Origin of the sequence: Streptosporangium sp. NPDC051022 (assembly GCF_040683035.1) — a bacterium.
Classification (GTDB): Bacteria; Actinomycetota; Actinomycetes; order Streptosporangiales; family Streptosporangiaceae; genus Streptosporangium.
Genome location: NZ_JBFBCF010000053.1, coordinates 1 through 22,266, shown reverse-complemented (window position 1 = coordinate 22,266; position 22,266 = coordinate 1). Strand labels below are relative to the sequence as shown.

Genomic DNA, 22,266 nt, shown 5'->3' with positions numbered 1-22,266 from the left:
ACGATCTCGCGTGGACCCTGAGGGAAGTGATCGTTCTTGACGCCCCGAGTGCTCGTCGACGCGGCCGCGGTTCCGGCTGATCGCGGTGCTTTGATCAGATACGTCGACGGCCTGCTCGCCGCGCTGGACAGGGCGGGCACCGACCTGGCGATCGTGTGCCAGCGCGCCGACTCTGAGCGCTACGCCGCGCTGGCCCCCTCGGCCAGGATCCTGCCCGGACCTCTCGGCATCACCAACCGGGCCGCCAGGCTCGCCTGGGAGCAGACCGGCCTGCCGGTCGTCGCCCAGCAGGCCGGCGCCCAGGTGATCCACGCGCCCTACTACTCGATGCCGCTGCGTTCCGGGCTGCCGACCGTGGTGACCGTGCACGACGTCACCTGGTTCACCGAGCCGTCCCAGCACAGCGGGGTCAAGGCCTCCTTCTTCCGCTCGGCGACCCGCACGGCCGTACGGCACGCCTCCAGGCTGATCGTCCCGTCGAAGGCGACCAGGGACGAGCTGGTCAGGGTGCTGGCCGCCGATCCGACCAGGATCGACGTGGCCTACCACGGCGTCGATCCGCGGCTGTTCCGTCCTCCGGCGCAGCGGGAGATCGATCACGCGGCCGGCCGGCTCGGCCTGCACGGCACCCCCTACGTGGCCTTCCTCGGCCTGATGGAGCCCCGCAAGAACCTGCCGAACCTCGTCAGGGGATTCGTGCGGGCGGTCCATGACCTGCCCTCGCCGCCCGCCCTGGTGCTGGCCGGAGGCGTCCACGACGCCGACGTGGACGCCGCGATCGGCGAGGTGCCGTCGCGTGTCCGCGTCGTCCGTCCGGGCTACCTGTCCTTCGCCGACCTGCCGGGATTTCTCGGCGGCGCGCTCGTGGCGGCCTTCCCCTCGCGGGGCGAGGGGTTCGGGCTTCCGGTGCTGGAGGCCATGGCCTGCGGCACACCGGTGCTCACCACGCACCGCACCTCGCTGCCCGAGGTCGGCGGTGACGCGGTCGCCTACACCGAGCCCGACGACGTCAGCATCGCCGAGGCGCTGCGCACGCTGCTGACCTCTCCGGAACGCCGCGAGATCCTGGCGAAAGCCGGTCCGTCCCGCGCGCGGGAATTCACCTGGGAGGCCTCGGCTGAGGCGCATTCACTGGCGTATCAACGCGCTCTCGAATAGTGGTCTTATCGGCGTGTCGCCGGATAGTGAGCTAATCTCGCGGGATGACGGAGACCCCTTTGCCGAAACTTGAGGCGATTCTCCTTGTCGGCGGACAGGGAACGCGCCTGCGTCCGCTGACACTCGGCACCCCGAAGCCGCTGTTGCCCACGGCGGGGGTCCCCTTTCTCGCCCACCAGCTCGCCCGGGCCCGCTCCTTCGGCGTGCGGCGCATCGTGTTCGCCACCTCCTACCGGGCCGAGATGTTCTCCGAGGCGTTCGGGGACGGCTCGGCGTTCGGGCTCTCGCTCGAATACATGACCGAGGAGACCCCGCTCGGCACCGGCGGCGCCATCAGGAACGCCGCGGAGGCGCTGACCTGCGGCCCCGACGACCCGGTGCTGGTGCTCAACGGCGACATCCTGTCCGGTCACGACATCGGCGACCAGGTCGCCACGCACGTCGCCCGGCGGGCGGCCATCACCCTGCACCTGACCGAGGTGGACGACCCCTCGCGCTTCGGCTGCGTGCCGACCGACGCGGACGGCAGGGTGACCGCGTTCCTGGAGAAGACCCCGAACCCGGTCACCAACCGGATCAACGCGGGCTGCTACGTCTTCACCCGCTCGGTGATCGACTCGATCCCGGCAGGGGAGGTCGTCTCCGTCGAGCGCGAGACCTTCCCCGGGCTGATCGAGGGCGGCGCCCTGGTGCTCGGTTACGCCGACGCCTCCTACTGGCTCGACGTGGGCACGCCCGCCGCCTTCGTGCGGGGCTCCCGCGACCTGGTCCTCGGCCGTCTCGCCTCGCCGGCCCTGCCCGGCCCCACCGGCGACTTCCTGGCCCTGCCCGGGGCCGAGGTCTCGGCTGAGGCGAAGATCGACGGCGGTTCCGTGGTCGGCGCCCGCGCGGTCGTCGAGTCCGGCGCGCAGGTCACCGGCAGTGTGCTCGGCGACGACTGCGTGGTGCGGGCCGGGGCGTCGGTGACCGACTCGGTCGTCGGCGCCGGAGCGCAGATCGCCTCGGGCGCGGTCCTGTGCGACGCGGTCGTCGGTGACGGCGCGGTGGTCGGTCCGGGCAACGAGTTGCTGGCGGGCAGCCGTGTCTGGCCCGGCGTGGTGCTCCCCGAGTGCGCCGTCCGTTTCTCCAGCGACATCTGACGGCGTCCGTCGCGCGCGGCGTTCGGTGTGAGAACGGCTTCGTGAGAGAGAGTTCGTGAGAGAGGGTTCGTGAAGGAGCGGGAGTGGCGGTCCGACAGGCCGCTCGACCTCCGGCTGACCCTCGAACCCCTCCGGCACGGGGGCGGGGATCCCGCCTGGCGGCGGACGGCGGACGGGGCGGTCTGGCGCACCTGCGGAACCCCCGACGGGCCGGGCACGCTGCGGGTGGCAGCCCTGGGCGGGCACGTCACCGGGGCCGCCTGGGGTCCCGGGGCCGACTGGCTGCTGGAGACGATGCCCGCGCTGCTCGGGGCCGGCGACGACGTCTCGGGCTTCGTGCCCGAGCACGACGTCGTACGACACGCCGCCAAACGTCACGAGGGACTCCGGATCGGGCGCACCTTCCGGGTGTTCGAGGCCCTGGTGCCCGCCGTACTGGAGCAGAAGGTCGTCTCCGAGGAGGCCTGGCGGGCCTGGCGGTGGCTGCTGTACCGGTACGGCGAGCCCGCCCCCGGACCCGCCCCCGAGGGGATGCGGGTCTGTCCCGCCCCCGAGGCGTGGCGGTCGATCCCGTCGTGGGACTGGCACCGGGCGGGGGCGGAGGCCGTACGGGCGAGGACGATCGTGAACGCCGCCCGCTACGCCGGGAGGCTGGAGGCGGCCGGTGACAGCGCCGACGCCGACCGCCTGCTGCGGGCGCTGCCGGGGATCGGGGTGTGGACGTCGGCGGAGGTACGGCAGCGCTCGCACGGCGACGCCGACGCGCTCTCGGTGGGCGACTATCACCTGTCCTCGCTGGTCGGCTGGGCGCTGACCGGGCAACGGGCCGACGACGCGGGCATGTTGCGGCTGCTGGCCCCCTACCGGGGGCACCGGCACCGGGTCAGCAGGCTGCTGAAGTTGGGCGGTGCGCGGCCGCCCGCCCGCGGGCCGAGGATGCGGCCGCGGGACTACCGGTCGTTCTGACCCGCGCTCTTTCCCGCTCTTCCTGACTTCTCGGACTTATGGGGGCCATCGGCGGGAGCTCGGCGCTCCGCCAGTCACGGCCGTCGCGCGTGTCCGTCCCGATCAGCGGGGCGACGGCGGAGACGACGAGGAGGGCGAGGAGAAACCAGATCATTTTTCGCTCCTGGGACGCGGTGGGGGCTTTTAGTATATGCAAGTGCAAATATTTACGTCTATCGAGATATGCTTGAGTGGACGGTTAAGTGATGCTGAAGAAACCTTCGCCGACCCGGCACCCACCGCCGGAGCACCCGAGGCCGGGTCGTAATGTGCCGTCATGAGCGTCAACCCCACCGACACCGCGATGCGCCGGGCCCTGGCCCGCGCCCGCGACGGCAAAGCTCTTGATCTCACCGAAGCCACGGTCCTGCTGCACGCGCGAGACGAACACCTCGACACCCTGCTCCAGCACGCCGGACGCGTCCGGGACGCCGGCCTCGAAGCCGTGGGACGGCAGGGAACCATCACCTACAGCCGCAAGGTCTTCATCCCGCTGACCAGGCTGTGCCGCGACCGATGTGGGTACTGCACGTTCGCCACCGCCCCGCACAAGCTCGAAAGCATGTTCCTGAGCCCCGACGAGGTGCTGGAGATCGCCCGGCAGGGCGCGGCCATGGGGTGCAAGGAGGCGCTGTTCACCCTGGGCGACCGCCCCGAGGACCGCTGGTCCCAGGCCCGCGAGTGGCTGGACGCCCACGGCTACGACGACACGCTGTCCTACGTCCGCGCGATGGCCATCCGGGTGCTGGAGGAGACCGGGCTGCTGCCGCACCTCAACCCGGGCGTCATGACCTGGCGCGACCTCCAGCGCCTCAAGCCGGTCGCGCCGTCGATGGGCATGATGCTGGAGACGACCTCCCGGCGGCTCTTCGAGGTCAAGGGCATGCCGCACTACGGCTCACCCGACAAGGACCCCGCCGTACGGCTGCGCGTCCTGGAGGACGCCGGGCGGAGCAACGTGCCCTTCACCAGCGGCATCCTCATCGGCATCGGCGAGACCGTCGAGGAGCGGGCCGAGTCGCTGTTCGCGCTGCGGAAGGTGGCGCGCGAGTACGGCGGGCTCCAGGAGATCATCGTCCAGAACTTCCGCGCCAAGCCCGACACCGCGATGCGCGGCATGCCGGACGCCGACCTGCAGGAGCTGGCCGCCACGATCGCGGTGACCCGGCTGGTGCTCGGCCCCAGGATGAGGGTGCAGGCGCCGCCGAACCTGGTCGACTCCGAGTACGACCTGATGATCAGGGCGGGGATCGACGACTGGGGCGGCGTCTCCCCGCTGACGCCCGACCACGTCAACCCCGAACGGCCCTGGCCCCAGATCGAGGAACTCGCCGCCCGCACCGCCGCCTCCGGATTCACCCTGCGCGAGCGGCTGACGATCTACCCCGAGTTCGTGCTGGCGGGCGAGCCCTGGCTCGACCCCCGCCTGGGGGCCCACGTCGCCGCCCTCGCCGACCCGGAGACGGGCCTGGCGCGCGAGGACGCCGTCCTCGTGGGCCGTCCCTGGCAGGAGCCGGACGGCGGCTTCGTCTCCGCCGGCCGCGTCGACCTGCACACGGCCGTCGACACCGAGGGCCGCACCGGCGACCGCCGCGACGACTTCGACCACGTCTACGGCGACTGGGAGGCGCTGAAGGAGCGGCTGCCCGCAGCCGCCGCTCCCGCCGCGCTGGTCGGTGAGGTCGGGCGGGCGTTGCGCCAGGCCGCCGACGACCCGGCACGGCTCACCGACGCGCAGGCACTGGCCCTGCTCGACGTCGCGGGTGACCAGAACGGCGCCGGGGCCGACGACGCGGCGCTGGAGGAGCTGTGCCGGATCGCCGACGACCTCCGCAGGCAGGCGGTCGGCGACGACGTGACCTACGTGGTCAACCGCAACATCAACTTCACCAACGTCTGCTACACCGGCTGCCGGTTCTGCGCGTTCGCGCAGCGCCGTACCGACGCCGACGCCTACACCCTCAGCCTGGAGCAGGTCGCCGACCGGGCCTGGGAGGGGTGGCAGGCCGGGGCGACCGAGGTGTGCATGCAGGGCGGCATCCACCCCGACCTGCCCGGGGACGCCTACTTCGACATCGCCAGGGCGGTCAAGGCCAGGGTTCCGGAGATGCACGTCCACGCCTTCTCCCCGATGGAGGTCATCAACGGCGCGAGCCGTACGAACCTGTCCGTGGAGGACTGGCTGGTCGCGGCCAGGGAGGCGGGGGTCGACTCGCTGCCCGGCACCGCCGCGGAGATCCTCGACGACGACGTGCGCTGGGTGCTGACCAAGGGCAAGCTACCGGCCAAGGAGTGGATCGAGGTCATCTCGACCGCGCACCGGGTCGGCATCCCGACGACCTCCACGATGATGTACGGCCACGTCGACACCCACGCCCACTGGGTGGCCCACATCCGGCTGATCCGCCGCATACAGGAGGAGACCGGCGGGTTCTCCGAGTTCGTGCTGCTGCCGTTCGTCCACCACAGCGCGCCCATCTACCTGGCCGGGATCGCCAGGCCGGGCCCCACGGCCAGGGAGAACCGCGCCGTCCACGCGCTGGCGCGCGTCCTGCTGCACGGCGCGATCGGCAACATCCAGTGCTCGTGGGTCAAGCTCCAGGACGACCTGTGCCGTCAGGTGCTCCAGGGCGGGGTCAACGACCTGGGCGGCACGCTGATGGAGGAGACGATCAGCCGGATGGCGGGCTCGGAGAACGGCTCGTTCAAGACCATCACCGAGATCGGCGAGATGGTCGCACCCACCGGCCGCCGCATCCGCCAGCGGACCACCGAGTACGGCACGCCCGACGCCGAACGGCTCGCCGCGTCGGCTGCCAGCGACGGCGTCTGCCGCAGCGTCCGCGGCCTGCTCCCCCTCGAACAGGCCTGAGCCACCGAGCGGGTCCGCCCATGCGGACCGTCTTGGAAGGGCCCGCATGCGTGGACCGTTTTTGGGAGGGGCCTACATGCGTGGACCGCTTCTGGGAGGGGCCCGCATGCGTGGACCCTTTTGGGAAGGGCCCGCATGCGTGGACCGCGTAAGCCTTCGCGCTTCGCGCGGTCCACGCTCGGGCCCTGCCTTCTCGGGCTCCGCCCCGAACCCCGGGCGAAGGGTCTGCCGACCCCTCGCGCTCCCCGGTCACCGGCCGGTTTCCCGGCGAGACAAGCACGGTGTGGATCGGTGAGGCGGACGTCTGCGCCGTATGCCGAACACCTCCGGATGCCGTCGGTAGCGGCGGGAACGGAGAACGGACACCCCGAAGTCCGGGTGAAACGTCATTCCCAGAACTGACTTGCGTGATTACGGTGCCCGGCGCAAAAAGGCTTATGCCGGATAAGTCATGGCGTTCTTCGAAGGCGGGAGGAGCCCGGAGACGACTGGTTCACCGGAACCGGATCTGGATCCGTATGCGTCCCCGCGCATTCGATTCGGGGCGGAACTGCGAAAGGTCCGGCTTCTGGCCGGGATGGGTCAGCGGGAGCTGGGTGCTCTCATTCACATGTCGGTCAGCCAGGTCAGCATGGTCGAGAACGGCCGCCGCGCCCCCACTCTGGATCTGGCCCGTACGATGGACGCCGCCCCGGGGAAGGGCAGGGAGCTGACCGACCTGCTCGACCGGCTGACCTCGGCAGGAGGAGGCGAAAGGCACGGACGTCGGTCTCATCAGTCGATCAGCCGACGCCACCACGAGCTCTTCGGACGCCCAGCGGTCTGGGCGCGTCTGAGGTTCTCCTGCGCTGTTCGCGTGGCCGGATGGTCGCTGCCCAGCACCTGCTTGAGATCTGGCAGCACCCGCTCGTACAAGGCGATGGCCTCCTCCTCCCGTCCCGCCCTCCAGTACGCGGAGGCGAGGTTGTAGCGGCTGACCAATGTGTCGGGGTGATTGTCGTGCAGTTCCCGCTCGCTGTCGGCCAGTACCTTCTTTAACAGGGGAACGGCCTGCTCGGGCCGCCCGGTCTCCAGGTAAGCGGTCGCGAGGTTGTGGCAGTAGGTCAGGGTGTGGGGGTGATCGTCTCCCTGTATCCGCTCGCTGTCGGCCAGCGCCTGCTCGAACAGGGGGATGGCCCGTTCCACCTGCCCCGCCCTCTGGTAGACGAGGGCGAGGTTGTTGCGCGCGGTCAGGCTGTCGGGGTGGTCGGCGCCCAGCATCCGTTTGGCGTCGGCCAGTACCCGCTCGCACAGAGGGATGGCCTGCTCCGCCCGCCCGGTCTCCAGGTAAGCGGTCGCGAGGTTGTTGCGCGCGGTCAGGGTGTCGGGGTGGTCGGCGCCCAGTGTTCGCTCATTGTCGGCCAGCAGTTGTTCGAACAGGGGGACGGCCTGTTCCACCCGCCCGGCCTCATGGTAGGCGAGGGCGAGGTCGTGGCGGCGTATCACGCTGCTGAGGTGGTGGGGGCCCGCCATCCGCTCGTAATCCGTCAGCGCTCGCTCGAGCAGGGGGACGGCCTGTTCCACCTGCCCCGCCGCATGGTAGGCGGCGGCGAGGTTGTCGCGGCTGGTCACAGTGTCGGGGTGATCGTCGCCCAGTCCTCGCTCGCTGTCGGCCAGTACCTTCTTGAACAGGGGGATGGCCTGCTCCGGCCGCCCAGCCGCCCGGTAGGCGAAGGCGAGGTCGTCGCGGCTGGCCAGGGTGTCTGGATGATCGTCCCCCTGCGTCCGCTCGTTGTCGGCCAGTACCTTCTTGAACAGGAGGATGGCCTGCTCCGCCCGCCCGGTCTCCAGGTAAGCGGTCGCGAGGTTGCGGCGGCTGGCCAGGGTGTCGGGGTGATCGTCTCCCCGCGTCCGCTTGTTGTCGGCCAGTATCTGCTCGCACAGGGGGATGGCCTGTTCCGCCTGCTTCGCAGCCAGGTAGATGAGGGCGAGGTTGTTGCGGCTGAGCAGGGTGTCGGGGTGGTCGGCGCCCAGTGTTCGTTGCCGGTCGGCCAGTACCCGCTCGAAGAGGGGGACAGCTTGTTCCAACTGCCCCGCCTCATGGTGGGCGAGGGCGAGGTTGTTGCGGCTGAGCAGGGTGTCGGGGTGGTCGGCGCCCAGCACCCGTTCGAGGTTGGCCAGTACCCGCTCGAAGAGGGGGATGGCCTGCTCCTTCCGTCCGGCTTGCCGGTAGGCGCGGGCGAGGTTGTTGCGCCCGGTCAGGGTGTCGGGATGATCGTCCCCCTGCGTCCGCTCGTTGTCGGCCAGTACCTTCTTGAACAGGGGGATGGCCTGCTCCGCCCGTCCGGTGTCCAGGTAGACGGTCGCGAGGTTGTTGCGTCCGGTCAGGGTGTCGGGGTGGTCGGCGCCCAGTGTTCGTTGCCGGTCGGCCAGTACCCGCTCGAAGAGGGGGATGGCCTGTTCCGTCTGCCCCGCCTCATGGTAGGCGAGGGCGAGGTCGTTGCGGCTGAGCAGGGTTTCGGGGTGGTCGGCGCCCAGCGTCCGTTCGAAGTCGGCCAGTGCTCTCTCGCACAGGGGGATGGCCTGCTCCGCCCGTCCGACTTGCCGGTAGGCGCGGACGAGGTTGCCGCGGCTGAACAGGGTGTCGGGGTGGTCGGCGCCCAGTGTTCGCTGTCGGTCGGCCAGTACCCGCTCGAAGAGGGGGATGGCCTGCTCCGCCCGTCCGGCGTCCAGGTAGGCGCCCGCGAGGTTGTTGCGTCCGGTCAGGGTGTCGGGGTGGTCGGCGCCCTGTGTTCGTTGCCGATCGGCCAGTACCCGCTCGAGCAGGAGGGTGGCCTGCTCTGTCCGTCCTGCCTGCAGGTAGGCGCCCGCGAGGTTGTTGCGGCTGAGCAGGGTTTCGGGGTGGTCGTCGCCCAGCGTCCGTTCGGAGTCGGCCAGTGCCCGCTCGTACAGGGGGATGGCCTGCTCCGTCCGCCCGGTGTCCAGGTAGGCGAGGCCGAGGTCGTTGCGGCTCTTGAGGGTTTGGGGGTGCTCGCGCCCCAGTTGCCGCTCGCTGTCGGCCAGCTTCAGTTTGAGCAGGGCGATGACCGATTCCGGCGTGCTCATGATCGCCCGGCCATCGCGTCGCCATCAGCGCAGAAGCGCGTTGTCGGCCGCACCGCCCCTGGCGACACGACCGAGGCCGCAGAAAGCCGGCCCCTGCGCGACGATTTTCGCAGACTCGTCATGAGGTTTATTTTCGATGCGAATACCGACTGGTGGGAGCAGTGATGCCAAATAGCAATAAATCGCCATAAAGGGACATGGTGTAATGCTGTGGCGCTTTGTGGCATAAATGCGAAGGGTGAGATGGAGGGGGCCGGAAATGTGTTCGCTTATCGGCGTCATCGCTCGTTGATCGGAGGTCGCCCGTGAGATGGTCCGTCGACGTCGCCTGACGGTGGCGTTGTGAAGCGTTCGCCGACGCCGGTGAGGGTTCGCAGCGGTGAACCCTCACCATCCGGGCCGGGTCACCGGGGCGCGGACTGTCATGCCCGCCGCCAAGGGGTGATCAAGGGCCTGACCGGGTGCCGGCCCTGGCTACTCGCCCCTGCCGAGGAGCGTGGACGGCCGACGACACCGGTGGCGAGCGGGTTGCGGCCATCACTGCGTTTGTGGACGTCGCGGCTCTTCCATCCGATGGACCAACCGTTCATCTCGTTTTCGGGACCAGCCAGGCTCGGCCGGTCGAGATCGTGGCAGAGCGATATCGTCGTGGGCTCGCCTTGCTGATCATCGGGACGGGGGCAGTCGGCACAACGGCATCGCTGAGGGGCGAATGTTCCGTCACCTCCTCGTTGAACGTGATGTCCTCGATGAAGCGATCCGCTATGAGGATAAAATCCACCAATGCCTGGCGGAATGTTGAATTCTTGCTGCCGTTTCTCCGTAAGGCTTTGGGGCGGGGGTGGGTCATCGCGGCCATCTGTAAGTGGTGCCACCGCCATGCGGTTCACGCCTTGAAAATCCTTGCGCCTGATACCGGTGCTTTCAGCCAGGTCAGCATGATCGAGAACGGCCGCCGCGCCCCCGGTTCTTCGGCGTGGTCACCCGACCACCTTGTCCAGGAATCCGGCCAGGTTGGCCGTGGTTCTGTCGATCTGCTCCTCCAGGGTGAGCGACTCGTGGAGCCGTCCGCCGGGGCCGACCTCCTTCTTGCCGCGCAGGTAAAGGGAGCAGGCCAGGTCGGTGCAGATGTAGGCGCCCACCGAGTTGCCCTGCTGTCCGTTCCGGCCCGCCCTGCGGGCGGTCAGCAGGGAGACACCGTCTCCCGTATGCATGGTCAGGCAGAACGAGCACATGCTGCGCCGTACGTGCCCGGCGTGGGGCGCGGCCTGCCGCAGCGCCACCCCCACGAACCCGTCGCCGGACTCGGCGACCAGGTAGCCCCGCTCCGGTGAGGCGGGGTCCCGCCAGCCGAGGAAGTCCAGGTCGTCCCACGGCCGGGTGGCCAGGTCCCTGGGTACGGCCAGGCGCTTGGCCTCGCCCTTGGTGCAGTTGACGAACGACATGCGGATGTCGCGTTCGGTGACTGGTCTCATAGATGGGGAAGCTAGCTTCCTTAGGCCTATTAAGCAAATACTTAATGCCTCTAAGTATGCGAGAAGGGTGGCACATGGCACGCGCGGGGATGACCGCTGAACGCCTGACCCGGGCGGCGGCGGACCTGGCCGACGAGATCGGCTTCGGGAACGTGACCGTCTCGGCGCTCGCACGCAGGTTCGGCGTCACGGACGCGAGCCTGTACTTCCACATCAAGAACGCGCAGGACCTGCGGGTGCGGGTGGCGGTGCTGGCCCTGGCGGAGCTCGCCGACCGGGTCTCCGCCGCGCTGGCCGGTCGCGCGGGCAAGGACGCGCTGGTGGCCTTCGCGAACGCCTACCGGGACTACGCGAAGGCGCACCCGGGGAGATACGCCGCGATGCAGACCGAGCTCGACCCGGAGACGGCGGCCGCCAGCGCGGCGGGCCGGCACTCGGAGATGACGCGGGCGATCCTGCGCGGCTACACGCTGCCGGAGTCCGACCACACGGACGCGGTACGGCTGCTGCACAGCACCTTCCACGGGTACGTGAGTCTGGAGATGGCGGGCGGGTTCAGCCACTCGCCCGGGGTGGAGACCTCGTGGCTCAGAGCCCTGGACGCCCTCGACCTCCTCCTCAGAAACTGGCCGTCGGTCTGACACCGTCCCCCACGGGCCGTGAGCCCTGATCATGGTTCCCGCCTTGCTCTCCCCGGTGGTGGATGGCTCCTCCTCAGCGGCCACGTCACCTCGCGCCTCGGCGGACGCGGTCCCAGCTTCGAGGTCTGAGAACCGCCGGTGCGGAGGGGCGGAACGGATAACGATGGGCGAATGGGACATGAAGTCAGGGCGATCGACGCCGATGTCGTGAGGGAACTGCTGGACGGCGACGACGCGGGCCGGGCGCCGAGGGTGTTCGTCGCCGAGGAGGCCGGTGCTCCGCTGCGCTGCTGTCTGGCCAAGGCGGAGGCGGGGGAGCGGGTCGCGCTGCTGTCGTACGCGCCGCTGCGTCGCTGGGCGGCGGAGCGAGGAGTGGACCCGGGGGCCTACGACGAGCAGGGGCCGGTCTTCGTGCACGCCGGGGACTGCCCCGGCGCGAAGCCGGGCTGGCCCGAGGCGCACACGGCCCACCGGATGCTCCGCGCCTACGCCGCTGACGGGCACATCCTGGGGGGACGTTACCTGGCCGACGGTGAGGACCCGGACGCGGCGCTGCGGGAGGTGTTCGAGGATCCCGAGGCGGCGACGGTGCACGTGCGCGCGATCGAGTTCGGCTGCTTCCACTTCGAGGTACGGCGCGGCTGAGACGACCTCGGCGTTCACCGGCCGATTCCCGGGCGGAACGTCTTCCCGGGCGGCACATCGAAGCCGTTGGGGACCGCGGCCTACCGGTCCTGGGCCTTGACCGCGCCGCGGACCGCGTCAAGGAGATCGGCGGCTCTCCGATCCGGCACGCCTTCCCGAATGTGATTCATGGTGTAGCCGAAGGCGAGGCCGTTCGCCGGGTCGGCGAAGCCGAGCGATCCGCCGTAGCCGGGGAAGCCGAAGGCGGTCGGGCTGTACCAGAAGGCGTCGGGGGTCGGCAGGCCGAAACCGGTGCCGAGCCGGACGGGTACCCGCAGGACGCGGTCGACACCGGCGACCTGTTCGGCGGTCGCCGCGGCCAGGATGCCGGGGCTGAGGATGCGGTGCCCGTCGACCTCGCCGATGAGCGCGGCGTAGAAGCGGGCCAGCGCGCGGGCCGTACAGACGCCATTGGTCGAGGGCATCTCGGCGGCCTGCTCGTCGGGGTCGTCGTGGTTCAGCATCGGTGTGACGACGGTCATCGCCCTCATGGTCAGCGACGTGGGGTCGGCGTAGGCCCGCATCGCCTCGCGCGCGGGCTCGGGGAGGGTGTCCAGGTCGATCCGGGCCAGCGCGTCCAGGTCGATCGGGGCGGCGACGATCCGGCTGGCCCGGTGATGCTCGCTCTTCGGCAGCCCGATCCACAGGTCCAAGCCGAGCGGCGCGGCGATCTCCTCGGCGAGGAACGTGCCGAGGCTGCGGCCGGTCACCCGGCGGACGACCTCTCCGACCAGCCAGCCGTAGGTGTGCGCGTGGTAGCCGTGCGCGGTGCCCGGCTCCCAGAGGGGACGCTGGGCGGCCAGCGCGGTCACCATCGGGTGCCAGGCGATCGCCTCCGCCGGGGTGATCGGGTGGTCGATCGCGGGCAGTCCGGCCTGGTGGGTGAGCAGCCAGCGGACCGGCACGCGCTCCTTCCCGTTCGCCGCGAACTCCGGCCAGTACTCGGCGACAGGGGCGTCGAGGTCCAGCTCGCCGCGCTGGGCCAGCAGGTGCGCGCAGGCGGCGGTGACGCCCTTGGTGGTGGAGAACACGACCTGCAAGGTGTCGCGCTCCCAGCGGCGGCCGGTCGCGGGATCGGCGATTCCGCCCCACAGATCGACGACCTTCCGGCCGTGCAGGTAGACGGCGACCGCGGCGCCCACCTCCTGCCCGCCGGCCAGATTGGCCGCGAACGCCTCGCGCACCTCTTCGAATCCCGGTGCGGTGCTTCCGCCGATTTCGGGCATGCGTCATCGCCTTCCGTTTGGTGGGGTGTTACCGGAAGCGCTACCTACGCCATTTCTCGATGAGCCAGGCGCAGACTTCCGGCTCGGTCATCTCGGGAAACTCTTCGGTGAACGTGACGAGCGCGCGTATCGCCTCGTCCCGGGTCAGGCCGCGCGCCATCGCGGCCCTGAGGTACTCCTGACGTGCGGCGGAAGGACGGCCTCCGCCCGCGCCGCGGCCCGGCAGGCCGTCGCGCCAGCGCATGATCTCCTCCAGCCGGTCAGCCCGCCAGCCCGGAGCTCCATCGACCTCGACGTCGGGCTCGGGAAACGGGTGACTCGAATCGCTCGGGTAGCGGGCGCGCCACTTGTGCACCGCGTGCCGGCTCACCCCCAGCGCCTGGCCGAGGCCGAGAACGCCGAGGAAGTGCTCGGTCATGGCACACCAACTTGTCTGTCCGGCCTCCTCCGTGAGTCCCATTCCTACCACGCCCGAGACGGAGCCCCGCGTCCACCGGATGTGTCGAACATCGTCTCTGGCAGAGACAACATTAGGGTGGACGTTGAAACATCGTCAACAACGAAGACGAAGTTCTCTCCGGGGAGGGTGGGCCGGTGTCCCGTGCCTCGCGACGTCGGCGGATGCGGCCGTGTCGCGCCGTACGGCCCGCTCCAGCGGCTCGTCTCATGGCGGGATATCCGGTTCGTGGGGCCGGCGAGTCGATTCGCGCCTTCGCTATAAAGCTTTATGTCATGGAAATCCGGATATCCGGTTTCGGTTCTCCGGGGGAGGCGGTGGTGCGTGGCCGCTTCCCGGGCGACAGGGGCTTTCTCTGTCGAAGAGTGCCGATGGCTTCGCATGGTATTCACAGTGTGTGAACCCCCGCCATTTCCGATGACTCCCCGGAGTAATCTCCTGAACACGGTCGGAAACGGCGGGAGGAGCCCGGAGATGACTGTTTCACCGGAACCGAATCCCTATGCGTCCCCACGCATTCGATTCGGAGCGGAACTGCGAAAGATCCGGCTGCTGGCCGGAATGAGTCAACGAGAGCTGGGCGCTATCATCCACATGTCGGTCAGCCAGGTCAGCATGGTCGAGAACGGCCGCCGGTCTCCCACCCTGGACCTGGCCCGTACGGTGGACGCCGCCCTGGGGAGGGGCAGGGAGCTGACCGACCTGCTCGACCGGCTGACCCGGGAGGCCGATCAGATGCCCCGCTGGTTCCGCCCCTGGCTCGACTTCGAGTCCGAGGCGGAGTCGCTGCACGTCTGGGAACTGTCGATGGTTCCCGGCCTGTTTCAGGTCGAGGGCTACGCGCGGGCGCTGATCGCCAACGAGCCCGGCGCCACCCCGGACCAGGCGGAGGAGCGCCTGGCGGCCCGGCTGGAACGGCAGCGTCTCCTCGACCAGCCCACGCCGCCGATGATGTGGGTGGTGCTGGACGAAAGCATCCTGCACCGGCCGGTGGGCAGCCCGGAGGTGATGAAAGACCAGATCTGGCATCTGCTGGAGCTGGGTGAAAGGTCTCACATCTCGCTTCAGATGCTTCCCTACGCGGCCTATGGCACCGTCGGGCTGCTGGGTAGTTTCGTCGTCGCGGAGTTGCCGAGTGGGGCTCCGCCCGTGGCCTACATCGATTCTCAGAGCACCGAGGATCGAGTGAGCGATAGGTCGGAGGAGGTAAAAAGCTTAATATGCAGACATGGCGTGATCAGGGCCGACGCCCTGCCACGACGCGAGTCACTCGGCCTCATCAAGGAGACGATGCGCAGATGGACGACCTGACCCGCGAGCTTTCCAGCGCCCGGTGGCGCAAGTCCAGTCTGTCCGGCGGCGACGGAAGTAATTGCGTCGAGGTCGCCGCCCTCTCCGGTGGGCGCCGTGCCGTCCGCGACACGAAGGACCGCACCGGCCCGGCGCTCGTTCTCGCCGCCGACGCCTGGTCCGCCCTCACCGCCGCCATCAAGGCCGGACGTCTCGGCTGACGGAGACACGGAGACGGTGTAAACGGAACGATCCCTGGCCGTGTCGAGGGGCAGGCTTTGGAGCGCCTGGCCGCGCCGGTCGTCGCTGACGCCGTGCGCGGGAGTGTCCATGGCCTGCTCCTGTCCGAACCGGGGGAGCTTCGTGGGCGTAGATGCCACAGGAGTGTCGGTGTACCTTGATCGAATCCAATAGGGCGCTGTCTTAGCACGAAAATCGCAGGTAGCCTGCAATAATTCTCCCTATGAAGAGGGTTGGGTCGACGTCGATGTTGCTGGCGTTCCGGGCCGAGAACACACGCTCGTTCCGGGACGAGCTGGACTTCTCCCTGGAGGCCACGGCGCTCGCGGAGCCGGGGGTGCCCCGCGAGATTCCCTGGCGTGCGGGCGGACACCCGTTGCGACTCCTCCCCGCCGCCGGATTGTTCGGTGCCAACGCTTCCGGCAAGACCAACCTGCTCAAAGCGCTGGATGATCTGCGAGGGCACATCCTGCATTCGTTCCGGGCGGGCAGCCCCTCCCGGCGCATCCAGCGCAGTCCGTTCCGGCTCGACGCCGCCGTGGATGACTCGACCCGTTTCGAGATCGACCTGATCCTGGACGGAGTCCGCCACGAGTACGGCGTCAGGCTCGACGACCACCGTGTGATCGAGGAGTGGGCGTACCGTTACCCGCGTGGCCGGGCCGCACTGCTTTTTCGGCGGGACGGGGACGACGTCGAACTAGGTGCGTCGAACCGCGCCAAAGGCCGTGCGACGACCGAGGTGATGCGGCCCAACGCCCTGTTCCTGTCGGCGGCGGCCGCGGCGGGCCATCCCGATCTCCTGCCGATCTATGAATGGTTCGAGGGAAACCTTCTGCTGGCCGAGGCGTCCAGCCGGACCCATCGGTGGGCTTTCACCGCGCAACTGCTCCATCACCCGGAGACCCGCGACCTGATGCTCTCGCTGATCCGCGCCGCGGACCTGGGGATCACCGACGTGAAAACCCGCCCGCTCGATCCCCAGGTGGTCGAGCGGCTCCGTCGGATCGTGGAGATCCTGCACGGCCAGGACGAGGAACCCGAAGGCGCGGGGATCGAAATAAAGATCACCGAGCTGGGGATCACGCTGAGCCATCGCGCGGCGGGCGACGACGTCGACTTCGACGTCAAGGACGAGTCGCTCGGCACGTTGGTCTGGCTGGGACTGATCGGACCGGTGGTGGACGCGCTGGCCCGCGGATCCGTCCTGCTCGCCGACGAACTTGAGGCGAGCCTGCACCCGGTGCTGGTCGCCCGGTTGGTCGGGCTGTTCCAGGATCCGGAGTCCAATCCCCACAACGCCCAGCTGATCTTCAGCTCTCACGATGTCCCGCTGCTCGGCGGAGCCGAAAGCGACCGCGTGCTCGGCCGTGACCAGATCTGGTTCACCGAGAAACTCCCCGATGGGAGCACCCGGCTCTATCCGCTGTCGGACCTGGGGCCGCGCAAGGAAGAGGCGATCGGCCGCAGGTATCTCGCCGGACGATACGGCGCCGCCCCGATCGTCAGTCATGAGGAGTTCACCGAGATCGCCAAGCACATCGCCGAGAGCGGGCGCGGGTGAGGCGCGCGATCCACGACGGACGGGGGCGTAAGCCGTCGAAGGCGGCCGCTCGTCGATCGCTGCTCGTCTTCACAGAGGGAGAGAAGACCGAGACGATCTACCTCCAGCACTGGTACCGACTTCACCGTGACCGGGTCATCGTGACGTTCGGCGACTTCCACGGGGTACCGCTGCGTCTCGTCGAGGAGGCCCGCGACCGTAAGAAGGCCGATCTGCGCGAGCAGAAACGTGGGCGCGGTGCCGCCTACGACGAGTACTGGTGCGTCTTCGACGTGGACGAACACCCCAACCTCAGACAGGCGACCGAACTCGCCGCCGCGCACGGCATCAATCTCGCCGTCTCCAACCCCTGCCTGGAGCTCTGGTTCCTGCTCCATCTCAAGGAGCAGTGGGCCTCTCTCGACCGTCATGACGCACAATCCCAGGTGCGTGAGCTGCTCGGCTGCGGGAAGGTTCTCACCCCGGCGGCACTCGCCCGGCTTGCCGAACTGCATGACCAGGCGGTGAGCCGTGCCCTGGCGCTTGAGGGTAAACACCGGGGTGACGGCTCACCGTCGAGAGCGAACCCGAGTACGGACATCTGGCGCCTTGTCGAACGGATCCGTACTGCCGGCGTGTGATCGTGATGTGCCGTCCCGGCCGGAGCCCGAGTCGACGGGGTGGGCCGTTCGCCAGAACCTATGGCGTGGTCGCCGGCGCGGGGGTGTTCGCCGGGCGGGAGGCCAGTTCGGTCACCGCGGCGCGGGCCGCCGTCAGTGAGTCGGCCGCCAGGGGCTGGAGGTGGGCCAGTTGTGGCATCTGCGCGGCCAGGGTCAGTTCGGCGTGCACGAAGCTCAGGTTCTCCTCGGTCACCCCGAGGTTGCCGAAGTACATCCGCAGATAGGGGGCCTGGAAGTCGAAGCTCTCCCGCGGGGTGCCCGGGCCGTACGCGCCGCCCCGCGCGGTGACCACCACCACCCGCGTACGGCGCAGCAGGCTGCCCCCGCTGTCCGGGTCGGTGAACACCCCCGGGAAGGAGATCCGGTCGATCCACGCCTTCAGCGAGGCGGGCACCGAGAAGTTGTACATCGGGACGCCGAGCAGCACGGTGTCCGCGGCCAGCACCTCCGTGACCAGTGGCAGGGTCAGCGCCCACTCCCGTCTCTCGGCCGGGTCCCCGGCCAGCGCGGTCACCCCGGCCGGGGGGACGACACCGCGTTTCTCCACCCGTCGGCCGAGGGTGGCGTAGGCCGAGGTCACCGGCGGCACCGGGTCGGCGGCCAGGTCCCGGTACCGGTATCCGGTCGTGCCGTGCAGCCCCCGCCAGGTGTCGGCGAACAGCGCGGTCAGCCGCCTGCTGACCGAGTCGTCGAAACGGTCGGCGCTGGAGTCCAGGTGCAGCAAGGACGTCATCCGGCTTTCCCCCATGTCACGTTGGTCGTGTCGTATCCGTCATGTAGTTGACGGGGTGCGACGGGGAAAGGTGACCGATGGGCGAGTACGACCGGCTGGCGGAGCGGTTCGAGGAGCATCGCGACCACCTGCGGGTGGTCGCCTACCGGATGCTGGGCTCGTCCGGTGAGGCGGACGACGCCGTCCAGGAGGCGTGGCTGAGGCTGAGCCGCGTCGACGCCGACGGTGTCGAGAACCTGGGCGGGTGGCTGACGACGGTCGTCTCGCGGATCTGCCTCGACATGCTGCGCTCCCGCAGGGCGCGGCCGGAGGAGCCCGTCGGGCAGCAGATGCCCGACCGGGCCGGGGACCCCGACGACGGGGGCGATCCCGAGCAGGAGACGTTGCTGGCCGAATCGGTCGGCCGCGCGCTGCTCGTGGTGCTGGACACCCTGGTCCCCGCCGAGCGGGTCGCGTTCGTGCTCCACGACATGTTCGCCGTGCCGTTCGACCAGATCGCCCCCATCGTGGGGCGCACACCGGTCACCACGAAAAAGCTCGCCAGCCGCGCGCGACACAGGGTGCGGGGCACGTCCGGGGTCCCCATCGTCGAACTCTCCCGGCAGCGGCATGTCGTCGACGCCTTCCTCGCAGCCTCGCGCGGCGGCGACATCGGCGCGCTTCTCGCGGTGCTGGCCCCCGACGTCGTGCGCCGGGCCGACCCCGCCGCCCTGCCGCCGGGCGCGGTGACGGAGGTCCGTGGCGCGCGGGCGGTCGCCGAGGAGACCCTCGTCTTCGGGCGGCGGGCGCGCTTCGCGGAGGCGGCGCTCGTGAACGGAGCCGTGGGAATCGTCGTGGCCCCGCGCGGACGCCTGCTTCTCGTCCTCACCGTCACGGTGGCGGGGGACAGGATCGCAGGATACGAGGTGATCGCCGATCCCGGCCGTCTCCGGCGACTGGACATCGCCGTCCTCGGCGACTGACCGCCCACGACGCTCGCCGGGGCCTCGGCCGTCGGCTCCCATGGGGCGCCGGGCCCGTGGTCGACGGCCTGCCGAAGGGCGGTTCCGCCTGCACTACACCTTGGATGAGCTGGGCAGATTTCCAATCATGAGGCGTCTGTCGGCGGAGATGGGAGCACTCGCGTCCGCGTCGTCCCGACACCGGGAGACCGAGGAGAACGAGGGGAGCGGGGAGAACACATGAGAGGTGGTCCGCGGCACCGGCATGGCGCGCTCGCGGGGGAGCGCCCGTGATAAGCGGGTTGAGGTGGGTCTCCGATGCGCTGTTCCCGCGTGGCGCGAACGAGCACGGCATCCTGCCCGCCCTGCTGATCATGCTGACCGTCACGACCGGCCTCGTGGACGCCGTCAGCTTCCTGGGCCTGAACCGGGTCTTCGTCGCCAACATGACCGGCAACGTGATGTTCGTCGGCTTCGCCCTGGCCGGCGATCGCGAACTGTCGGTGTGGGCCTCGCTCCTCGCCCTGGCCGCCTTCGTCACCGGGGCGTGGAGCACGGGACGTCTCGCTAGGTGGATGCGGGACGTACGGCGGGAGTTCACCGCACTCACGATCATGCACGCGATCCTGGTCGCCGTCGCCCTTCTGGTGGTCTGGTCGGCGGGATATCGCGAGACGGGCGCGCAGGTGGCGCTCATCGGACTGCTCGGTTACGGCATGGGCCTGCAGAACGCCGCGGCGCACCGGCTGGCGGTACCCGACCTGGTCACCATCACCGTCCTCACCAGCACTCTCACGCGTCTGGCCGTCGACCCGCCGGGGTATGCGGGGCTGCGCAGGTCGGTCCTGATCGTCGCGCTGTTCACCGGCGGGCTGACGGGCGCCGTGCTCCACCTGAACGTCGGCCCCGTGTCCGCGCTGACGGCGGCCCTGATCCTGCTCGTGGCGGTCGCCTGCGCCTCCCGCTCCATCCGGTACGGCGAGTCTCGGTGAAGGACCGGTGCCGGTCGGGTCCGTGAGGGTTCTCCAGTGCCCGCCGCGGCGTCGGCCCTGCGTACGAGGTGATCCGTCTTCGTCCATGTGGCGGCGGATCGTGACTTCAGGAGGGGCGGTTCCGGGGGGCCAAGGAGAGCTTCAGAGGACCGAGGGGAGCGGAGCGGCCGGGAAACGGAGGGCCGGGAAACGGAGCGGCTGGGGTCGGCGTGGCGCGGTGGGGCGGGTTTCCGAGCCGTTTTCCTTTCTTTACGTAGTCATTACATTACCCTGAGTGGCGAAATCCTGCTTCCCTCTAGGTAGGAGCGCGCCCATGGACGGCCCGAGCAGCCGGGTTGCCGCTGTCATCCTGATCGCACTGATCCTGTTCGGGATCGGACGGCTCTTCCAGCGCACCGTGGACACGTGGGCGGGATGGGGGAAGGCGATTCAGGCGGCCGCGGAGGCCGCCGCCAAGGTTCTCCCCGCGAAGACGGCGGCCCGGAAGGCGGTCCGGCGCATGATCTCGTACGGCCTGGGGGCGGCGGTGCTGTTCGCGGCGCTCCTCAATGCGATCATCCGCAGCTGAGTTCCGGCCGGGGGAACGGATCAGGCGGCCTGGCGTTGGTGCTCCTCGTACAGCAGGCCCAGCCGGTCGATCCGCCAGAGCTGGCCCAGCACGACGAGGGTCACGCCGAAGACCGTCGGCCAGATCTCCAGGGCGACCAGCCCGTAGACCAGCGCGGCGAACCCGGTCAGCCCCACCCCGACCAGCAGGCGGTGGACGTTGCGGTGGTCGGCGGAGATCATCGACCGGTTGTGCAGCCACAGCTTCTCGCCGTAGATCCCCTTGGCGGTCCAGCTCCGCGGTGTGGTGACCGGGGGGAAGACGTGCGGGTTCAGCCAGAGCCACACGACGACGGCGGCGATCGGGGCCAGGCACCACCAGCCGAGCCATGTCCTGCTCCAGATCGCCAGGATCATCAGGGGGATCGCGGCGAAGCGGGTCCACACGCTCCAGGGGTTGGCATGACGGGTCCAGGCCTCATCCGTCATGCGGAAGGTGTCGGCCACCTTCGACAAGCCGCTCATTTCTGTCTCCGTTCGATGTGGTCAGCCCGCGTGCGAGGGCGGTGATCGTGGTTTCCAGGACCGCTTCGTAGTCCTGGCCGAACAGGTGGCGATTCATCGTGATCAGTCCGGTGGTGCGCAGCACGCCCATGAGCGTCATCGGCTCCACGTCGCCGATGATCAGGCCGTCGCGCTGACCTCTGGAGAGGTAGTCCAGCAGCGGGGTCAGGATCTGCGGCGTCACCCGGGCGATCTCCTCCGTGCCGACCCGCCGGGCCACGGACCGGAGCTCGTCGGGGTGGGTGAGCAGCCGCCGGTAGAACGGATCGGTGGTGAGCAGCGTCGAGATCTGCCGCATCAGCTCGGCCAGTGCCTCCGCGCTCGGCGGACGGCTGAGCGCCTCCTTCAGCCGGTCCCCGATCAGTGGGGCGCGGCGGATCATGACCTCCTTGTAGAGGGTCTCCTTGGAGTCGAAGAAGGCGTAGAAGCTGCCCTTGGCGATTCCCGCCGGGGCGACGAGCTCCTCCAGCGAGGTCTTGGCCAGTCCCTGGGCGGCGAAGAGCTCCTCGGCGGTGTCGAGCAGGCACTCGGTGATGCGCGCTCGTTCCTGCTGGGTGAAGGCGACAGCCACGAACCTTCCTTAGCTATGACCAGATCGGATATTTGGTCATAGCGTAACGGGTGAGGCGCGGACCCGCCATACCGAAGGAGCCGGCCGTGCCGGAAGAGCCGACCGTGCCGGGGAGGAGAAGCGGGGAAGGAGAGCGGAGCCCTCCGTCGACGGTTCCGCTCACAACAGACGGGATGGCCGGGACGTTCCCTGGCCGAGCACCGCTCATCGGCGCCGATCCGCTCCGTCTCACTGCCCGCCGTACCGGCGCCGGGATGGTCACGGCCATGGTGGGGGGAGGTCGGTTACGGACGCGGCGAGGTGGAGCGGTCGCGGGTGTGGTGAGGGTGGGGTGGGGGTGAAGGGTTTCGATCCCGTCTGCGGTGGCGGCGTCGACCGGCTCGGCGCAAGTGAAGGCGAGCCGTAGTCGCTGGTCGATGGCGGTG

The 22,266-nt window shown here is 69.5% G+C and carries 21 protein-coding genes and 1 pseudogene; 14 read left to right on the top strand and 8 right to left on the bottom strand.

The features are described from left to right. The first annotated feature begins 36 nt into the window (after positions 1-36). The 5 genes and pseudogenes from AB0N02_RS45080 to AB0N02_RS45060 form a co-directional block, all read left to right on the top strand. Complete coding sequence (locus AB0N02_RS45080) at positions 37-1,158, top strand: glycosyltransferase family 1 protein (protein WP_363960907.1); 1,122 nt, start codon at positions 37-39, stop codon at positions 1,156-1,158. 44 nt (positions 1,159-1,202) lie between these two features. After that, positions 1,203-2,297 (top strand): NDP-sugar synthase, encoded by a 1,095-nt coding sequence (locus AB0N02_RS45075; RefSeq protein WP_363960905.1) that lies wholly within the window; start codon positions 1,203-1,205, stop codon positions 2,295-2,297. 69 nt (positions 2,298-2,366) lie between these two features. Next, on the top strand, positions 2,367-3,263 hold the full coding sequence (locus AB0N02_RS45070; RefSeq protein ID WP_363960903.1) for a DNA-3-methyladenine glycosylase 2 family protein: 897 nt from the start codon (positions 2,367-2,369) through the stop codon (positions 3,261-3,263). Between the two features lie 316 nt (positions 3,264-3,579). Further along, entirely contained in the window at positions 3,580-6,174 is a 2,595-nt protein-coding gene (locus tag AB0N02_RS45065) for a bifunctional FO biosynthesis protein CofGH (protein ID WP_363960901.1), read from the top strand. Positions 6,175-6,625: 451 nt separating this feature from the next. Further along, positions 6,626-6,883 (top strand): annotated as a pseudogene (locus tag AB0N02_RS45060) (helix-turn-helix transcriptional regulator); the annotation flags it as partial. Positions 6,884-6,948: 65 nt separating this feature from the next. Here AB0N02_RS45060 and AB0N02_RS45055 read toward each other — a convergent pair. The 3 genes from AB0N02_RS45055 to AB0N02_RS45045 all read right to left on the bottom strand — a co-directional run bounded on the left by AB0N02_RS45055 (position 6,949) and on the right by AB0N02_RS45045 (position 10,733). Then, complete coding sequence (locus tag AB0N02_RS45055) at positions 6,949-9,258, bottom strand: tetratricopeptide repeat protein (RefSeq protein ID WP_363960899.1); 2,310 nt, start codon at positions 9,256-9,258, stop codon at positions 6,949-6,951. A 586-nt stretch (positions 9,259-9,844) separates the two neighbouring features. Then, the gene (locus AB0N02_RS45050; RefSeq protein WP_363960897.1) at positions 9,845-10,117 is read right to left on the bottom strand and encodes a hypothetical protein; all 273 of its coding nucleotides are present in this window, start codon (positions 10,115-10,117) and stop codon (positions 9,845-9,847) included. A gap of 121 nt (positions 10,118-10,238) precedes the next feature. Continuing rightward, positions 10,239-10,733 carry an FBP domain-containing protein gene (locus tag AB0N02_RS45045; protein WP_363960895.1) on the bottom strand — a complete coding sequence of 165 codons (495 nt, stop codon included), beginning with the start codon at positions 10,731-10,733 and terminating at the stop codon, positions 10,239-10,241. A gap of 74 nt (positions 10,734-10,807) precedes the next feature. Between AB0N02_RS45045 and AB0N02_RS45040 the strand changes: the two genes are divergently transcribed. Both AB0N02_RS45040 and AB0N02_RS45035 read left to right on the top strand, forming a co-directional pair. Further along, complete coding sequence (locus tag AB0N02_RS45040) at positions 10,808-11,374, top strand: WHG domain-containing protein (RefSeq protein ID WP_363960893.1); 567 nt, start codon at positions 10,808-10,810, stop codon at positions 11,372-11,374. Positions 11,375-11,545: 171 nt separating this feature from the next. Then, on the top strand, positions 11,546-12,019 hold the full coding sequence (locus AB0N02_RS45035) for a DUF1203 domain-containing protein (protein ID WP_363960891.1): 474 nt from the start codon (positions 11,546-11,548) through the stop codon (positions 12,017-12,019). Positions 12,020-12,099: 80 nt separating this feature from the next. Here AB0N02_RS45035 and AB0N02_RS45030 read toward each other — a convergent pair whose 3' ends face one another. After that, positions 12,100-13,284, bottom strand: a complete 1,185-nt coding sequence (locus tag AB0N02_RS45030) for a serine hydrolase domain-containing protein (protein WP_363960890.1) — start codon at positions 13,282-13,284, stop codon at positions 12,100-12,102. A 40-nt stretch (positions 13,285-13,324) separates the two neighbouring features. After that, positions 13,325-13,702: a hypothetical protein gene (locus tag AB0N02_RS45025; protein ID WP_363960888.1), complete on the bottom strand. Its 378-nt coding sequence runs from the start codon at positions 13,700-13,702 to the stop codon at positions 13,325-13,327. A gap of 309 nt (positions 13,703-14,011) precedes the next feature. Here AB0N02_RS45025 and AB0N02_RS45020 point away from each other — a divergent pair, with 309 nt between their 5' ends. The 4 genes from AB0N02_RS45020 (at position 14,012) to AB0N02_RS45005 (ending at position 17,455) form a co-directional block, all read left to right on the top strand. Then, positions 14,012-15,052 carry a helix-turn-helix transcriptional regulator gene (locus tag AB0N02_RS45020; RefSeq protein ID WP_363960886.1) on the top strand — a complete coding sequence of 347 codons (1,041 nt, stop codon included), beginning with the start codon at positions 14,012-14,014 and terminating at the stop codon, positions 15,050-15,052. After that, positions 15,040-15,252: a DUF397 domain-containing protein gene (locus tag AB0N02_RS45015; RefSeq protein ID WP_363960884.1), complete on the top strand. Its 213-nt coding sequence runs from the start codon at positions 15,040-15,042 to the stop codon at positions 15,250-15,252. Before AB0N02_RS45020 ends, AB0N02_RS45015 begins: the two co-directional genes overlap by 13 nt. A 242-nt stretch (positions 15,253-15,494) precedes the next feature. Further along, the gene (locus tag AB0N02_RS45010) at positions 15,495-16,835 is read left to right on the top strand and encodes an ATP-binding protein (RefSeq protein WP_363960882.1); all 1,341 of its coding nucleotides are present in this window, start codon (positions 15,495-15,497) and stop codon (positions 16,833-16,835) included. After that, on the top strand, positions 16,832-17,455 hold the full coding sequence (locus AB0N02_RS45005) for an RloB family protein (RefSeq protein ID WP_363960880.1): 624 nt from the start codon (positions 16,832-16,834) through the stop codon (positions 17,453-17,455). Before AB0N02_RS45010 ends, AB0N02_RS45005 begins: the two co-directional genes overlap by 4 nt. Positions 17,456-17,513: 58 nt before the next feature. Here AB0N02_RS45005 and AB0N02_RS45000 read toward each other — a convergent pair whose 3' ends face one another. After that, positions 17,514-18,227 carry an NAD(P)H-dependent oxidoreductase gene (locus AB0N02_RS45000; RefSeq protein ID WP_363960878.1) on the bottom strand — a complete coding sequence of 238 codons (714 nt, stop codon included), beginning with the start codon at positions 18,225-18,227 and terminating at the stop codon, positions 17,514-17,516. 77 nt (positions 18,228-18,304) lie between these two features. Between AB0N02_RS45000 and AB0N02_RS44995 the strand changes: the two genes are divergently transcribed. The 3 genes from AB0N02_RS44995 (at position 18,305) to AB0N02_RS44985 (ending at position 20,728) form a co-directional block, all read left to right on the top strand. Continuing rightward, on the top strand, positions 18,305-19,189 hold the full coding sequence (locus AB0N02_RS44995) for a sigma-70 family RNA polymerase sigma factor (RefSeq protein WP_363960876.1): 885 nt from the start codon (positions 18,305-18,307) through the stop codon (positions 19,187-19,189). Between the two features lie 269 nt (positions 19,190-19,458). Further along, positions 19,459-20,160, top strand: coding sequence for a YoaK family protein (locus AB0N02_RS44990; RefSeq protein WP_363960874.1), 702 nt, complete (start codon positions 19,459-19,461; stop codon positions 20,158-20,160). A gap of 313 nt (positions 20,161-20,473) precedes the next feature. Next, positions 20,474-20,728, top strand: coding sequence for a hypothetical protein (locus AB0N02_RS44985; protein ID WP_363960872.1), 255 nt, complete (start codon positions 20,474-20,476; stop codon positions 20,726-20,728). Positions 20,729-20,748: 20 nt separating this feature from the next. On the opposite strand, the gene AB0N02_RS44980 is transcribed toward AB0N02_RS44985, so the two are convergent. Next, positions 20,749-21,231, bottom strand: a complete 483-nt coding sequence (locus tag AB0N02_RS44980; RefSeq protein ID WP_363960870.1) for a DUF6653 family protein — start codon at positions 21,229-21,231, stop codon at positions 20,749-20,751. Then, on the bottom strand, positions 21,185-21,841 hold the full coding sequence (locus AB0N02_RS44975; RefSeq protein ID WP_363960868.1) for a TetR family transcriptional regulator: 657 nt from the start codon (positions 21,839-21,841) through the stop codon (positions 21,185-21,187). Before AB0N02_RS44975 ends, AB0N02_RS44980 begins: the two co-directional genes overlap by 47 nt. Between the last annotated feature and the right edge of the window lie 425 nt (positions 21,842-22,266).

Bases quoted from the DNA above. Each gene is read 5' to 3' on its own strand.
- AB0N02_RS45075 (WP_363960905.1), top strand. From the start codon at position 1,203: ATGACGGAGACCCCTTTGCCGAAACTTGAGGCGATTCTCCTTGTCGGC.
- AB0N02_RS45025 (WP_363960888.1), bottom strand. From the start codon at position 13,702: ATGACCGAGCACTTCCTCGGCGTTCTCGGCCTCGGCCAGGCGCTGGGG.
- AB0N02_RS45035 (WP_363960891.1), top strand. From the start codon at position 11,546: ATGGGACATGAAGTCAGGGCGATCGACGCCGATGTCGTGAGGGAACTG.
- AB0N02_RS45020 (WP_363960886.1), top strand. From the start codon at position 14,012: ATGTCATGGAAATCCGGATATCCGGTTTCGGTTCTCCGGGGGAGGCGG.
- AB0N02_RS45030 (WP_363960890.1), bottom strand. From the start codon at position 13,284: ATGCCCGAAATCGGCGGAAGCACCGCACCGGGATTCGAAGAGGTGCGC.
- AB0N02_RS44980 (WP_363960870.1), bottom strand. From the start codon at position 21,231: ATGAGCGGCTTGTCGAAGGTGGCCGACACCTTCCGCATGACGGATGAG.
- AB0N02_RS45015 (WP_363960884.1), top strand. From the start codon at position 15,040: ATGGACGACCTGACCCGCGAGCTTTCCAGCGCCCGGTGGCGCAAGTCC.
- AB0N02_RS44985 (WP_363960872.1), top strand. From the start codon at position 20,474: ATGGACGGCCCGAGCAGCCGGGTTGCCGCTGTCATCCTGATCGCACTG.
- AB0N02_RS45065 (WP_363960901.1), top strand. From the start codon at position 3,580: ATGAGCGTCAACCCCACCGACACCGCGATGCGCCGGGCCCTGGCCCGC.
- AB0N02_RS45050 (WP_363960897.1), bottom strand. From the start codon at position 10,117: ATGGCCGCGATGACCCACCCCCGCCCCAAAGCCTTACGGAGAAACGGC.
- AB0N02_RS45040 (WP_363960893.1), top strand. From the start codon at position 10,808: ATGGCACGCGCGGGGATGACCGCTGAACGCCTGACCCGGGCGGCGGCG.
- AB0N02_RS45000 (WP_363960878.1), bottom strand. From the start codon at position 18,227: ATGACGTCCTTGCTGCACCTGGACTCCAGCGCCGACCGTTTCGACGAC.
- AB0N02_RS45045 (WP_363960895.1), bottom strand. From the start codon at position 10,733: ATGAGACCAGTCACCGAACGCGACATCCGCATGTCGTTCGTCAACTGC.
- AB0N02_RS45055 (WP_363960899.1), bottom strand. From the start codon at position 9,258: ATGAGCACGCCGGAATCGGTCATCGCCCTGCTCAAACTGAAGCTGGCC.
- AB0N02_RS45010 (WP_363960882.1), top strand. From the start codon at position 15,495: ATGAAGAGGGTTGGGTCGACGTCGATGTTGCTGGCGTTCCGGGCCGAG.
- AB0N02_RS44995 (WP_363960876.1), top strand. From the start codon at position 18,305: ATGGGCGAGTACGACCGGCTGGCGGAGCGGTTCGAGGAGCATCGCGAC.